This window comes from Paraburkholderia nemoris, from assembly GCF_905221015.1.
Taxonomy (GTDB): Bacteria; Pseudomonadota; Gammaproteobacteria; order Burkholderiales; family Burkholderiaceae; genus Paraburkholderia; species Paraburkholderia nemoris.
In genome coordinates this window covers 96943-110707 of record NZ_CAJNBO010000007.1, presented here as the reverse complement: position 1 = coordinate 110707, position 13765 = coordinate 96943, and the positions used below count along the sequence as shown (strand labels likewise).

Here is a 13765-nt window from a genome sequence, read left to right as displayed (position 1 = left end):
CCGGTGGCTGCGCTATCCACTTCGGCATGGCAGGGTGAGAGGTTCCAATCTATCTTGTGATTCTCATGAAAAGCCGCCGGGCGTATTCTCCTGACGCGAAAGCGCGCAACTGGCGCTTTCATAGCCGCAAAGCCGATTGCGTTGCCGCAGCGATATCCTTCGCCACGGACGACAGGGCACGGCTGTGCGCCTTGACCAAGCCGTCGTAACCTGGCCCGACGGCGGTCTGATGAACGACAGAACGTCCCGCAATCTGCTTTCCTCCATTTGGAGGACGCACCGACCAGATAACGACCAGCGTCACCGTACCGTCCGCCAATGAATCGAAGTTCTGCACGTCAACTGTTACGCGGTAGGCGTTGTCGCTCGCGCGCTGTGGAACAGTCGATACGATCGCCCCCGGAACGATCTCCGCCAGATCCGCGGCGAGTACGCGGGGAATCTGACTCTTCAATGGATCGGCCCAGCGCGCAAACTCGTCGATACGGACGCGGTTCGCGTCGAGCTTCGTGACTATTTGCGCGCGATCGACCAGTTCCGGAACCGTAACCAGGTCAATCGCGATTGCAATCGGACTAGCGCCCGGCGGCTGTTCAATATGCTGGACAGCGCTCAATGTGTAGAACTCCGGCGTCGGCGACGTTGCGCATCCGGCGACCAGAACAAGCGCGATCATCGGCACAGGTAATGCTGAACGTCGGCTCATGGCTTGTCCTCGGTTTTGCCGCGGATCAGCGCTTCGGGATGACGTTCGAGGTATTCCGCAAGCGAACGGATCGAGGCGGCGGCGCGCGAAACTTCGCGCATGGTGTCGGCGGTACTTTGCTGTAAAGGCGAATCGCTTTGCATCGTGCGATTGACGGACGCGAGTGCTTCACGGGCTGCGGCCATCGTCGTTTTTGCGTCAGGTGCAATATCTGTATTGATCGTATTCAGGAGCGTGTCCGCGTCACCCAGTGTTTTGCGCAGGTCGGTGGCTATTCCTTCAAACGGAATACGGTTCAGCTTCGCGACGAGATCGGTAATGGATTCCTGAAGCCCCTGCAGATTGCCTGGCACGGTGGGCAGTTGCGGCGTCTTTTTACTCCAGTCCATGGTCACTTTCGGCGCGGAGGGGAAGAAATCGATCGCGATGTACAGTTGTCCTGTCAGTAGGCTCGCTGTCCTCAGTTGTGCCCGTAGGCCCTTTGAGACCAGGTAGTCCGCAAATTCTTGTCGTGCCGAGGATATTCGGCCACCTTGGTCTTTCCATTCGTCGCGTGGGATGAGGCGTTCCGGGAAGATGTTGACTTCGACCGGGATACTGAATTCCCGAGTAGCCGGATCGAAGTGTGTGTTGATCGCCGATACCTCGCCGATGACGATCCCGCGGAAGTCGATGGGCGCACCCACGGCGAGCCCACGCACAGACTCCTTGAAGTTCAACACGTACTTGTCGGTGATTGAGTCGTGCCGCTTCATTGCTTCTGTTCGATTGAGGAAAAGCGGGTACTGGTGCAGGGCATCGGCTTCAGCAGCAGTCTTTGTGTCAGGTGGATTCTCAAATGCAAGGCCGCCGATCAGGATTGATGCCAATGATTCGGTGTCGACCTTTACGCCCGTCGTATCCACGGTCACATCGACGCCGCTTGCATGCCAGAAACGGGTGTCGTTCGTCACGTACTTGTCGTAAGGTGCATTGACAAAAACGTGTACGACCATCCCTGCGCCTTCGGGATCGAGTGCGTAAGAGACGATCTGGCCAACCTGAAGCTTTCGGAAGAACACTGGCGAGCCGATATCGAGTGAGCCGAGGTTTTCACTTTTAAGCACGAACTCTCGCCCCGGTGCACCGGAAGCGAGTACTGGGGGTGACTCGAGTCCGACGAAATCACGCCGTGCCTTTTGCGATGTACCGATGTCCATTCCGACGTGAGAACCGGACAGCAAGGTACCGATGCCCGACACCGTGCCGCCCGATATACGCGGCCGAACGACCCAGAAGCGGGTATCGTCGACGAGCATGCTGGACGCGTTGCGAGACATTTCAGCGCTTGCCAGCACTGTCTTGTGATCGTCGGAGAGTTCAACGTTCCTGATTACGCCGACATCGACGTTCTTGAACTTGATCTTCGTCTTGCCGGCCTCAATGCCCTCGCCAGTGGAAAACCTGATCGTGATGGTCGGGCCTGTTTGCATGACGGACTTCACGGCTAGCCAACCGGCGATCAGCACGGCGACAATGGGCACCAGCCACACGAGTTGCATGCGCCACTTCGAATGTTTGACGGCAATGGCGCTCGGAAAACCGGACGTATCCTGGTCATCTTTCTGTCCGGACAATTCATTCACGTTCTGACTCCACTGCGTCCCAGATGAGCCGTGGGTCGAATGACAACGCCGCGAACAGAGTCAACACGACTACCGCGCCGAAGGCAATCGATCCCGGACCTGCGTCGATTGTTGCGATCGAACCGAATTGCACGAACGCGACAAGGATGGTGATTACGTAGATATCGAGCATCGACCAGCGACCGACAAACTCGATCACTCGATAAATACGTGTGCGTTGGTGGGGAATTCGCGGAGAGCGCAACTGGGTGCTCCACGCGAGATAGGCTAACGAAAGAATTTTGAGCACGGGCACCACGATGCTTGCGATGAAAACGATCGTTGCCAGCAACCACGACCCGGAGGTCCAGAGCAACACGACGCCGCTCAGGATAGTGTCGGAGCGGGCGCCAAATAAGGTACTGGTGACCATGACCGGCAGGAGAATGGCGGGGATGTAAAGGATCATGGCGGCGACAAGGAATGCCCACGTGCGAACCAGACTATTGGGCTTGCGCAAGTGCAGCACCGCGCCACAACGTGGGCAGATTCCGGCGTGGACATGGGGGAAAAGCGGCTTAGAGAGCAGGCCGCAATCGTGACAGGCGAACAGACCAGCGCGCGCGGCAGTTGCTGCCGTGATATTGGCGTTTTGCGCGTGTGACATGCCGCCGTCGCGACGCAACGTGTCGATACGCGCCCACAGTTCGCGGGGGTTAAACGCAACGGTCGCGGCGGCAAGCAGAACCATCACGGCTCCGAGCGCCCAGGCACCCACCCCTGGTACGACTGTCGCGATGTGCTGGAGTTTGACGAGCGCGATCAGCATGCCGACCATCAGCACCTCGATCATTCCCCATGGCGCAACGTGCCGCAGCACACGAAGAACGATTTCAGGTTTGTGGGGAAATCCGCCTGTATGCAACGGCAGGAGTAGATAGATCACCGCTGCTATGTTCAATGAAGGCATCAGAAGTGTGGTCACGAACACAAGGCCCGCGATCGGCCACATGCCGTCTGCGTAAAGCGCGGATGCGGCGCCGAAAAGGGTGGTTTCGACAGATGTCCCATTGACCCAGAGTTCAAAGATCGGAAAGCGGTTGGCAACAGCGAAGAGGATTGCCGCGGCCAAGGTGAACGCCAGTGCCCAGTCATGCGACATCGGCACGTTCCGGTATCGGTAGAGCGCAGCACCACACCGTTGACATCGCGCAGCACCGCGCTCAACGAGCGGCGTTTCTCGCTGAAGGAAGTCACATTCGTGACATGCGATCAAGTTGTCTCTGTTCATCTTCTGCATCCGCTCGTGGAAACACGATCCAGAAACGCCCCAATCTGACTTTCGGGGTGAGGGTCGTAAGGGAGTAGGCATCGGCTAACTCGAAGGGGCTGGGCCCGATTGGCCGTTGCCTTCACACGTGTCTTTCTGGGAGATCCCAGAGCTGACGATTCAGGTGAGGCCCCAGCGTAGCATCGCAAATACCGAATGTAAACCGGATAGACGGTTTGTATTATTCGGGAACTTTCACTGCAACCGGGGTAATGCGTATGCGTTAGAAGTGTTGTGCCCCCGACGTAAAGTGTCGAAGCGGCCCACGACCTGGGGCGTGTGAGAACGCCCCCGATCGCCTAAAGGGATTTGATGCCGGCTAGCGAGCGGACCGCTTACGAGGCTTGGGTTGTGGAACCTGCGCCGGCCAACTCTCTTCGTCAAGAAGACGGTCGAATAGTCTGTTCCGCGTCGAATTGCTCAATTGCGACAGTCCCATCAACGAATGAAATGCGAGACCGCTGGCCGCAAAGTATCGCAACAATGACAAGTCGAGATCAGGCGCCTCATCCTGCAACGCCTTCATTTTCGCCGTGTCAGCCGCCTTGATGCTTTCGAGTAACTCAGGACTCTCGACGAGCGCTGCAAGAATAGCCCGTGCCACGGAATGCGGCTGATTCGAGGATTCCCGATACATTGCAATCTGGGCGGCAAGCGTTGGCTCCGCCTTTGATGCACCTTCCTTCGCGATGTATTCGCGTCCGATTTGCTCGAACTGAATCTGATGCTGTTCCAGCAGTGCGGACAGCACCCCGTTCTTCGTGCGGAACTGGTGAAGCAGTCCACCCTTGCTGATACCACTTTCACGCGACAGCGAATCGAACGTAAGCCCGCCCACACCGTCTCGGGTGAGGATGGTGAAAGCGGCCGCGATTGCTTTTTTGCGGGAAATCTCCGAGCGGGTCTGGTTATCCATTATCGATATTGATGACGTTGCGACGATTGCAGCGCGCACCGGATCGCCGGCGCGCCTCTCTTCTGTTGGTGGACAAATAGCCGGCTGCAACACACTGCTGGCGAATGGCCCTATGTACCGCCCACGGAGCAGGCGGTCTCCTGACAAAGCGTAATTCTACGCGCTAAGTTTTTTAATGTACAGACCGTCTGGACGGTTTACATCTTTTTCTGCCGGTGCTACTGTGGCGACCTGATCAGTTCTCGCCTGAACTGAGCGCCACCTGGCACTTAACCGGGCTTTCGAGGAAACCTAAATGTTGAAGAACAAACTAGTCCCGCTTCTTTTCACCGGAGTCGCGGTGCTAACCCTGACAGCGTGTGCCGGCGTGCAACCGGTGGCCTACACGGGCATCGCATCGTCGTCGCAGTTGAAGCAGAACCGTGATGACGACTCAGGCAAGGTTCCCTACAAGTACGCCACTTCGGTTGCCTGGCCCCAGTACACGCAGGTGATACTGGACCCGGTTACCGTGTATCAAGGCAACGACAACCAGTTCGGCGACCTGAAGGAAGCCGACAAGGCGGCGCTAGCCGATTACATGGGGAAGACGTTCTCCGAGAAACTCGCGAAGCGGTTCAGCGTTGCGAACCAGGCCGGTCCGAATACGCTGCGAATCAAGCTGACACTCACCGGCGCCGAAAAGACGACGTTACTCGTCGGGCAGTTCATGCATTTCGACCTTGCGGGCAATCTCTATAACGGCGTGCAGGCAGTCCGCGGGGGGCAGGGCGCATTCAGCGGCTCGGTGACTTACTCCGTGGAGGTCTTTGACGGCACTAGCGGTCGTCTGCTGAAGGCCTACGTTTCGAAGCAGTATCCGAATGCCATGAATCTGCCGGCAGCCTTTGGTTCGTTGGGTGCCGCGAAGACCGGCCTCGACAAGGGCGCTGATGCGCTGGTGGAACAGCTTCGTTAAGCGGTCTGTCTGTCGCCCGGGCATCGCACGCGGTTCGGCGAATATTCTCAGCGCGCGATAGCCCCGAGTGACGGGGCAACGGGACCCGCCGCAGCGATAACGCGGCTGTTTCGGACTTCTATGAGGTGTGCGAATGCGGCCCTTTGCCGAAGTCGTTGTTTCGTTCGCTCCCCCGCCCTTGATGGTTGCGATCGTTTTCTCGATCGCGTACCTGCTGGTGGGGATTCCGGTTCATTTCACGCGCGGCGTGACCGCGAGAGACTGGCTCGGCACGCTGGCTGGTATTTTTGCCGCACTCGCATACATCGTGCTGGTTGTGGGCTTCTATCCGGGTGTTCAAACCGCGGCACGATGAACAGGATTCTCGGCCGAGCGCGAGCATTAGCGCGATTTTCGCAAACTGGCCATGATCGTATTGATCTGCGTGTCGAAGTGTTCGAACCACACCTGCGTCGCTTCCAACTGCGCGATTACCTCGTGGAAGTGCGCTTCACTCGCTTCGACGGCGAACTCAGCATCGGCAATCGTCTCGGGGGCAGTCTGCGCACCAATCGCAAGCGAGGCGAGCGACTCGATCTCGCCTCGGGCGCTATGAGTCTGAGCCGTGAGTTCAGTCAGTAGCGTCCTCAACATTTGTAGCTGGTCGTGCCAACCGCTCTCCGAACGACGCAACTCTTCGATAAAAAGACTGACGTCAGCGTTTGGGGAAATGTTTGCCAGGGCGGCGGTGCTCTGTCCCAGATGATCCAGCACGGCGAGACAACCCTCAGCGCGTTCGATCAGCCCCTTCGCCTGATCGTGCGCTTCGGTCATCCGCACTTTAAGCGCCGTGGCGCGAGCGCAAAGCCGCGCCTGGAGGACAAACGTCTGCGGATTCACCGGTCAGTGTCCATCGTTAGGAGTTGCTGGATCGCCATGGATAACGTGTACACGGAGTTGCTCAACGCGCCGCCAGCGCGAGATCGCGACGGCCGCTCAACGCATTGCTTCCGGCGGCGCGCGCAGGCGTTCGTGCGGATTCCGTGTCCGTCGTACTGAACACCAGAACGGCGTCCAGCAGCTTCGAAGACTGCTCCTCGAGGGATTGCGCTGCGGCCGCGGCCTGTTCGACAAGTGCCGCGTTCTGCTGGGTCACGTCATCCATCTGTGTCACGGCCTGGTTGACCTGCTCGATGCCCCGGCTCTGTTCCTCCGAGGCGGCGGCGATTTCCCCCACGATGTCGGCGACTTGCCTGATCGCCTGCTTGACCTGTCCGATGGTGACGCCTACATCAGCCGCCTGTTTTGAGCCGCCCTGGATCATCGCAACGGACGTACTGATCAGTTCCTTGATTTCCCGCGCAGCCGTGGCCGAACGTTGCGCAAGACTGCGAACCTCGCTGGCGACGACCGCAAACCCACGGCCCTGCTCACCGGCACGCGCCGCCTCGACTGCTGCATTCAGCGCAAGGATATTGGTCTGAAATGCGATTCCCTCGATGACGCCCGTGATATCGCGAATCTTGCTGGAGCTTTCGCTGATCCGGCCAATGCTTGCAACCATGTCCTGCACCGCCTGGTTGCCGGCGTGCGCCATGTCCGTTGCGCCCGAGGCCAGTGCATTCGCCTGACGGGCATTGTCCGCGTTCTGTCTGACCGTCTCGGTCAACTGCGTCATGCTGGCTGCGGTTTCCTCCAGCGACGCTGCCTGTTCCTCTGTACGCGCGGACAGGTCGAGATTGCCACTGGCGATTTCGCGTGAAGCGACCGTGACCGACTCGGCCGAGGCCTTGATGCCGCGAACGGTATCGCTGAGTTTGCCGTCCATGGTTTTCAACGCGTCGAGCAACAGCCCGAATTCGCCGCGTATATCGACGGTAATCCGGTTTTCGAGCTTGCCCTCGGCGATGCGGTTGGCGACGTTGACTGCACGGTTGAGTGGCCGGGTAATGACCCGCATAAGGTAAATCGACATGCCGCCCGCGATCAGTACGCCTGCGCTGAGGAGCGCGACGGTCACGATGAGCAGAGTTTTGTAGGTCGATTCACCGTCGTCGGCAAACTGCTTTGCCTCGAGTACATTTGTTTTCGTGTCGTCGCTCAATGCGAGATTCAATGCGTCGGAAAGACTCGCCGTGCTGTTGATCAGGTTCGACGCAGCATCGAATTTCCCGGCTTTCAGAAGCGTAATGATGCTGCCTGTCTGCGCAATTAATTCCTTGAGATCGCGGTCGGCCCGGTCGGCGGCCTCTCGTTCGCTGGGACTTGATACCGCTGCGGGATAATATTGCGGCCAGATCTGACCGATACTGGCGAGATCGGTCAGAACAGTCGGCAACGTTTTGTCGACCGCGTCGGGCGATCCGTGGGCCTGGATACGCCTGAGCTTGACCCTGATGTTCAGTTGGGCCGCACGTACCTCCGAGAGCTGCGCAAGCGGCACTACGCTGCCTGCGTACGCCTCGCTCATGTTCGAGTTCAGTCTTGCGAGCCCTACGATCGCCATCACGCCCATCGCGGCCGTCAGTGCGATGCTGGCACCGAGGACGACAATGATCTTGAACCGGATGGTGTAGACGAATTTATTCATTCTGTTTTCCTTCGGGACGCTTTCAGGAGGCACGGTGTTGCGCCAAAGGAATTGGCGGCGCCTCATTAGGTATACGGCGACGTCGAGATGCGGCTTGATGTCAGGATTTCCTGATTTTTAACTAGGCATATCCTGCACATTCGCGTTGCGGTTGGATCGCAGCGCGCTGATGTAAGAGTCCGTAACGGTTAGATATTACGTGCTAGGCTTCTTGCACAGCTAGCTGCCAACGGAGGCGATGATGGCTGACAACATTGAAGGGATTAGTGTCGCAAATGACGGCGAGGCCGTTAAGTTTGGCATTAGAGTCGACAGCGTCCATCACTTCTGCATTGTGAGCAGGGAAGTGCTTAAGGAGTTGTCGCAGCAGGGTGGCCACAAAAGCGATTTGTTGCAGGAATTCGAGCGGCACCGCGAGTTGATCAGCGAGAAGGCCGCACTTGCAATTCGAAGCGGTTCGAAGGGAGATCCGTTGCCGCTTGGCATTGAACTCTTCCTTCCTTAACGTAAAACGCTGAGCTCCCTTGGGGGCTGACATCAGTCCCCCCATCTGTACAACAGCGCAAAACCCGATAGTAACTATCGGTCATATTGATCAGTACATCGACATTTCAACCTCCATCGAGCGTGATCGGGCTGACTATAATCAACTGGTCCAATACGACTTCGAGACCCGCTGGCCGGACTGGTTGGTGCGGTGCACTCCGCCCGCTTACTTGACACGCGTGCACCGTTGGCCTTTGATGAATGGACAGCCAGTGTTGGGCTGACAGAACAGGCAGGGAGCCAGCCGTGACATCCTCCAGTCATACCCTGATGTGGGAAGCCGCCGTCGATGCGCTAGAGCGCGCCGAGCGATTGCATCGCCAGTTCTTCCGCCTGGCTGGTCAGCATGCGCGGGTGCCAGTGTGGGAGCCACCCATCGAGGTGTTCGAGCATGACGGCCGGCTGGCGATCGTGGTGGCGCTGCCCGGCGTGCCGCCCGATCAGGTCAGCTTGGACCTCCAAGGCGGGACGCTGGTGGTTGTGGCCGAGAGGACCTTGCCTCGGGCCTTCGCCGGGGGCGCGGTCCATTGCATGGAAATTCCCTATGGCCGCTTCGAGCGGCACATCCGGCTTCCAGCCGGGCGCTACCGTCTGGCAGGGCGCGATTCCGAACACGGTTGCCTGTTGCTGGACTTCGAGAGGCTGGATTGAGTCCGGCGAGCGTCGGCGAATCGAGGAACGAAGATGAGCACGGACAGCGAAAATGAGGCTTCCGAGTCGACTCCGGTGCGTCAGGACGCGGCTCCGACCCCGGCATCCGCACTCCCCAAAGACAGCCTGATCCTGCTTCCGGTCCGTAATGCCGTGCTGTTTCCGGGCATGGTGTTGCCGCTGACGGCGGGACATGGGCAGATCAAGGACGACGTGCAGGCTGCCGTTAAGCGCCAGCAGCCCTTGGGCATCGTGCTGCAACGCGACCCTCAGGTGCAGGATCCGCCCTTCGATGGCCTCAACCCGATCGGCACGGTGGCAAACGTGCTGCGCTATGTCACCAGTCCGGACGATGGCGCGCATCACCTGATATGCCAGGGTGTGGAGCGCTTTCGTCTGATCGCGCCGGTGGCCGGCCTCGGGTTCCGGGCCGCCCGGGTGGAGCTGCTGCCCGACACCGCGCCCAGTGACTCCGCCATCGACGCGCGCGTGCTGGTCCTGCGGCAACGCGCCGGGGAAATGATCGGACTGTTGCCCAATGCGGGCGGCGAACTTGTGAGGGCATTGGACGCGATCGAGTCGCCCGGATTGCTGGCCGACACCGTGGCCGGTTTGCTCGACATCCCGCCGGCGCGCAAGCAGGACATCCTGGAGACGCTCGATCACTGCAAGCGGCTGGACAAGGTGCTGGATGCCGTTGCCGGACGAATCGAAGTCCTGCGCCTGTCGCAGGAAATCGGCGAGCAGACGCGCGGCCGGCTCGACCAGCGCCAGCGCGAGATGATGCTGCGCGAGCAACTCCGCACCATTCAGCACGAACTCGGCGAGAGCGCCGACAACCGCGAAGAAGCCCGCAAGCTGGCCGAAGCGATTGACGCCGCTCATATGCCCTCGGATGTCGAAACCCATGCCCGCAGGGAACTCGCCAGGCTGGAGCGGATGCCGGACGCTTCCTCCGAATACTCGATGAGCGTGAGCTACCTCGAATGGCTCACCGAACTACCTTGGGCACTTCCGCAGGAAGCGCCGATCGACATCGCGCAGGCGCGGCAGATTCTCGATGAAGCGCACTTTGGCCTGGACAAGGTCAAGCGCCGCATCCTCGAATATCTCGGTGTCAGAAAGCTCAATCCGAACGGTAAGGCACCGATTCTTTGCTTTCTCGGACCGCCTGGGGTGGGCAAGACATCGCTGGGGCAGAGCATCGCTCAAGCACTGGCGCGGCCTTTCGTTCGCGTTAGCCTTGGCGGCGTGCATGATGAATCGGAAATCCGCGGCCATCGGCGCACTTATATCGGCGCTATGCCCGGCAATATCGTCCAGGCGATCCGCAAAGCGGGGGCGCGCAATTGCGTTATGTTGCTGGATGAACTCGACAAGCTCGGGCATGGCGTGCACGGTGACCCGGCTGCGGCGATGCTTGAGGTGCTGGATCCCGAGCAGAATGCCTCGTTCCGGGACAACTACCTTGGCGTGCCGTTCGATTTGTCAGCCGTCGTGTTCGTTGCCACGGCCAACCAGCTTGAAGGTATTCCCGGGCCTTTGAGGGACCGTCTCGAGTTTCTGGATCTGCCCGGTTACACCGAGGCCGAGAAGTTTCAGATCGCCCGGCGCTTCCTGGTTCCACGCCAGTTGGAAGCGTGCGGGCTGACCCCCGCGCAATGCGAGTTGAGCGACGAGGCTCTGCGGTCCATCATCCGCGACTACACGCGCGAAGCGGGTGTGCGCAGCCTGGAGCGGCAGATCGGCTCAGTGTTTCGGTATGTTGCATTGCGCGTTGCCGAGGACCCGGCGACGCATGAACGAATCGAGCCTGATCGCTTGCCGTCGATATTGGGTCATCACCGCTATGAGCGCGAGGTGGCAATGCGCACCAGTTTGCCGGGCGTGGTGACCGGACTGGCATGGACACCCGTTGGCGGCGAGCTGCTTTTCATCGAGGCCAGTAGTACGCCGGGCGGAGGCAGGCTGGTGCTGACCGGCCAGTTGGGCGACGTGATGAAAGAAAGCGCCCAGGCCGCGCTGACGTTAGTCAAGTCGCGCTGCGAGGCGCTGCATATCGACTGTTCGGGCTTCGACAAACGCGACATTCATGTCCACGTGCCGGCCGGTGCGGTCCCCAAGGACGGCCCGAGTGCCGGGGTGGCCCTGTTCATTGCGATCGCATCGCTGTTGATGGGGCAAGCCGTGCGCAGCGATTGCGCTGTGACGGGCGAGATCAGCCTGCGTGGCATTGTCCTTCCAGTGGGCGGCATCAAGGAAAAAGTGCTTGCCGCCTTGCGCGCCGGCATTGGGACGGTACTGCTGCCCGCACGCAATGCGGCGGACCTCGAAGACATCCCGGCCGACGCACGAAGCCAGTTGCGATTTGTGCTGCTGGAGACGGTGGATGATGCACTGCGCGAGTTAATCGAGACCAGTGCGGTGAAGCGCTGATAGTGCCGCAGATGACTCACTTTCCAATGGGGACCCAGTAATGAAACTCGAACATCTTCCCAATCAGCGGCTCAAGGAACGCGAAAAAACTGGACCGCACCTGACCACGCAGGAACATTTGGGCCTGAACGGTAGGATCGCTCTCGTCATCACCAACGCGGTTGGCACGATGTGGTGTGCCTATGTCTTCGCGGCGATCGCGCTTATCAGTTTGCCATCGGCCATTCAGGGTGGCGTGTCGACGCTGATCGCCTGGATCGCGCAGACTTTTTTGCAGTTGGTGCTGCTGTCAGTCATCATGGTGGGGCAGAAGGTTGCGGCCGCAGCCTCGGACAAACAGGCGCTACAGACCTACAAGGACGCCGAGGCGCTCCTGAACATCCAGGATGAGATGCACCGGCTCATCGAGATCAACAATTCGCTAACCGAAGCAATCCATCGCGCGGTGATGGCAAAGGGAACATTAACGGCCGAGCAGCCGAACGTTTCCGGCGACTCTAGCAAGCCAGCGTGATTCCAGGCGAACCACGGCAGTGTGGGCACGTAATGAGAAGCGCGTCAGCGCTTCTCATCCTCACATCACACTCACCACGGCAGCGAATAGGTCTTCGTATTGGTAAAGCTCTTCATGGCCTCCTGCACCCCTTCCTTGTAGCCGAGTCCCGAGTCCTTCACGCCGCCAAACGGCGTGAGTTCGAGCCGATACCCCGGCACTTCGCGCACATTCACGCTGCCCACCTCCAGTTCGGTAATGAACCGCGTGATGTAGTCGAAGCGATTCGTGCAGACCGACGATGACAACGCATAGTCCGTGCAGTTCGACATGCGGATCGCTTCATCGATATTGGCAAAGCGCATGATCGGCGACACCGGTCCGAACGTCTCGTACTTGACGAGCGGCATGTCGGGCGTGACACGGTCGACCACCGTCGGCGAGTAGAGCGCGCCGTCGCGCAGATTGCCCGCAAGCAGACGGGCACCGCGCGATAAGGCGTCGTTGACCTGGCGTTCGCAGAACTGCGCGGCCGCTTCGTCGATGACCGTTCCCATGTCCACCGAACTATCGGCCGGATTGCCGTACTTCCACGCGCGTGTCTTCTCCACGACGAGGTCCGTGAAGCGGTCGGCGACCGACTCGTGTACCAGCATGCGCTTGATGGCGGTGCAACGCTGGCCCGAATTCTTGTACGAGCCCGACACCGCGAGCGAACTGGCTTCGTCGAGATCGGCATCTTCCATCACGATGATCGGATCGTTGCCGCCCAGTTCGAGCACGGCGCGCCGGTAGCCCATGCGCGAAGCGATCGATTTGCCGATCGAGACGCCACCGGTGAAGGTGATGAGATCGATCGCGGGGTTCGTGATCAGCTCGTCGGCAATCACGCTCGGATCGCCCGTCAACACCTGCAGCATCTGCACCGGCAAGCCTGCCTCATAGAGAATGTCGGCGAGCAGATAGCATGACAGCGGCACTTTCTCCGACGGTTTCACCACGATGCGATTGTTCGTGGCAATCGCCGGCACGATCTTGTGCGCGACCTGATTCATCGGATGGTTGAACGGCGTAATGGCGGAGATCACGCCCAGCAGCGGATCGCGTTGCGTATAGACGCGCCGCTTCTTGCCGTGAGGCGTGAGGTCACACGAGAAAATCTGTCCGTCGTCTTTCAGCACCTCGCCGGCGCCGAACACCAGCACGTCCGCAACGCGGCCGGCTTCGTAGATCGAATCCTTCTTGCACAAGCCCGCTTCCGCCGTGATAACGGCGGCGATTTCTTCGGTGCGTGCTCGTACTGCATCGGCCGCACGATGCAGGATCGCGGCGCGCTCGTAGCGGGTCAGCGCCGGACGATACGCGCGTGCAAATTCGAACGCGCGGCGTACGTCCTCGAGCGTCGCTTTCGGCACGGTGCCGACGAGCGTGCCATCGTAAGGATTGCGCACTTCGATCACTTCGTCGCGGAAGATTTTTTCGCCGCCGATGCGCAGCGATTCATGACGCACCTGCAATTGAGCCTTGATTTCAGCAACAGCGTTCATGTCTGATCC

13 protein-coding genes are annotated in these 13765 nt (G+C 59.6%); 6 read left to right on the top strand and 7 right to left on the bottom strand.

The window, feature by feature from the left end; all coding sequences use genetic code 11:
- Positions 1-118 precede the first annotated feature (118 nt).
- The 4 genes from KHO33_RS12830 to KHO33_RS12815 form a co-directional block, all read right to left on the bottom strand.
- The gene (locus KHO33_RS12830) at positions 119-706 is read right to left on the bottom strand and encodes a PqiC family protein (protein ID WP_234475481.1); all 588 of its coding nucleotides are present in this window, start codon (positions 704-706) and stop codon (positions 119-121) included.
- Entirely contained in the window at positions 703-2247 is a 1545-nt protein-coding gene (locus tag KHO33_RS12825; RefSeq protein ID WP_054039442.1) for a PqiB family protein, read from the bottom strand. The genes KHO33_RS12830 and KHO33_RS12825 overlap by 4 nt, the downstream gene beginning before the upstream one ends.
- 76 nt (positions 2248-2323) lie before the next feature.
- Positions 2324-3601, bottom strand: a complete 1278-nt coding sequence (locus KHO33_RS12820) for a paraquat-inducible protein A (protein WP_200566984.1) — start codon at positions 3599-3601, stop codon at positions 2324-2326.
- Positions 3602-3959: 358 nt separating this feature from the next.
- On the bottom strand, positions 3960-4556 hold the full coding sequence (locus tag KHO33_RS12815; protein ID WP_054039406.1) for a TetR/AcrR family transcriptional regulator: 597 nt from the start codon (positions 4554-4556) through the stop codon (positions 3960-3962).
- A gap of 295 nt (positions 4557-4851) precedes the next feature.
- On the opposite strand from KHO33_RS12815, the gene KHO33_RS12810 reads away from it, so the two are divergent.
- Both KHO33_RS12810 and KHO33_RS12805 read left to right on the top strand, forming a co-directional pair.
- Entirely contained in the window at positions 4852-5514 is a 663-nt protein-coding gene (locus KHO33_RS12810; protein ID WP_054039404.1) for a DUF3313 domain-containing protein, read from the top strand.
- Positions 5515-5647: 133 nt separating this feature from the next.
- Positions 5648-5869, top strand: coding sequence for a hypothetical protein (locus KHO33_RS12805; protein ID WP_200566925.1), 222 nt, complete (start codon positions 5648-5650; stop codon positions 5867-5869).
- Between the two features lie 26 nt (positions 5870-5895).
- On the opposite strand, the gene KHO33_RS12800 is transcribed toward KHO33_RS12805, so the two are convergent.
- Entirely contained in the window at positions 5896-6393 is a 498-nt protein-coding gene (locus KHO33_RS12800) for a hypothetical protein (protein WP_200566926.1), read from the bottom strand.
- Between the two features lie 61 nt (positions 6394-6454).
- A complete protein-coding gene (locus KHO33_RS12795) occupies positions 6455-8083 on the bottom strand; it encodes a methyl-accepting chemotaxis protein (RefSeq protein WP_200566927.1) in 1629 nt (542 codons plus the stop codon).
- A gap of 238 nt (positions 8084-8321) precedes the next feature.
- Here KHO33_RS12795 and KHO33_RS12790 point away from each other — a divergent pair, with 238 nt between their 5' ends.
- The 4 genes from KHO33_RS12790 (at position 8322) to KHO33_RS12775 (ending at position 12230) form a co-directional block, all read left to right on the top strand.
- Complete coding sequence (locus KHO33_RS12790) at positions 8322-8588, top strand: DUF1488 family protein (protein WP_054039396.1); 267 nt, start codon at positions 8322-8324, stop codon at positions 8586-8588.
- Between the two features lie 287 nt (positions 8589-8875).
- Positions 8876-9280, top strand: coding sequence for an Hsp20/alpha crystallin family protein (locus KHO33_RS12785; protein ID WP_236062681.1), 405 nt, complete (start codon positions 8876-8878; stop codon positions 9278-9280).
- 33 nt (positions 9281-9313) lie between these two features.
- Complete coding sequence (lon, locus tag KHO33_RS12780; protein WP_200566929.1) at positions 9314-11716, top strand: endopeptidase La; 2403 nt, start codon at positions 9314-9316, stop codon at positions 11714-11716.
- Positions 11717-11756: 40 nt separating this feature from the next.
- Entirely contained in the window at positions 11757-12230 is a 474-nt protein-coding gene (locus KHO33_RS12775) for a hypothetical protein (protein ID WP_054039394.1), read from the top strand.
- A gap of 71 nt (positions 12231-12301) precedes the next feature.
- Here KHO33_RS12775 and phnY read toward each other — a convergent pair whose 3' ends face one another.
- Positions 12302-13756, bottom strand: a complete 1455-nt coding sequence (gene phnY / locus KHO33_RS12770) for a phosphonoacetaldehyde dehydrogenase (protein ID WP_200566930.1) — start codon at positions 13754-13756, stop codon at positions 12302-12304.
- Between the last annotated feature and the right edge of the window lie 9 nt (positions 13757-13765).

What these genes read in the sequence shown, in the direction of transcription:
- KHO33_RS12805 (WP_200566925.1), top strand. Translation starts at nt 5,648, where the DNA reads ATGCGGCCCTTTGCCGAAGTCGTTGTTTCGTTCGCTCCCCCGCCCTTG.
- KHO33_RS12810 (WP_054039404.1), top strand. Translation starts at nt 4,852, where the DNA reads ATGTTGAAGAACAAACTAGTCCCGCTTCTTTTCACCGGAGTCGCGGTG.
- KHO33_RS12815 (WP_054039406.1), bottom strand. Translation starts at nt 4,556, where the DNA reads ATGGATAACCAGACCCGCTCGGAGATTTCCCGCAAAAAAGCAATCGCG.
- phnY (WP_200566930.1), bottom strand. Translation starts at nt 13,756, where the DNA reads ATGAACGCTGTTGCTGAAATCAAGGCTCAATTGCAGGTGCGTCATGAA.
- KHO33_RS12790 (WP_054039396.1), top strand. Translation starts at nt 8,322, where the DNA reads ATGATGGCTGACAACATTGAAGGGATTAGTGTCGCAAATGACGGCGAG.
- lon (WP_200566929.1), top strand. Translation starts at nt 9,314, where the DNA reads ATGAGCACGGACAGCGAAAATGAGGCTTCCGAGTCGACTCCGGTGCGT.
- KHO33_RS12775 (WP_054039394.1), top strand. Translation starts at nt 11,757, where the DNA reads ATGAAACTCGAACATCTTCCCAATCAGCGGCTCAAGGAACGCGAAAAA.
- KHO33_RS12825 (WP_054039442.1), bottom strand. Translation starts at nt 2,247, where the DNA reads ATGCAACTCGTGTGGCTGGTGCCCATTGTCGCCGTGCTGATCGCCGGT.
- KHO33_RS12820 (WP_200566984.1), bottom strand. Translation starts at nt 3,601, where the DNA reads ATGAACAGAGACAACTTGATCGCATGTCACGAATGTGACTTCCTTCAG.
- KHO33_RS12795 (WP_200566927.1), bottom strand. Translation starts at nt 8,083, where the DNA reads ATGAATAAATTCGTCTACACCATCCGGTTCAAGATCATTGTCGTCCTC.
- KHO33_RS12830 (WP_234475481.1), bottom strand. Translation starts at nt 706, where the DNA reads ATGAGCCGACGTTCAGCATTACCTGTGCCGATGATCGCGCTTGTTCTG.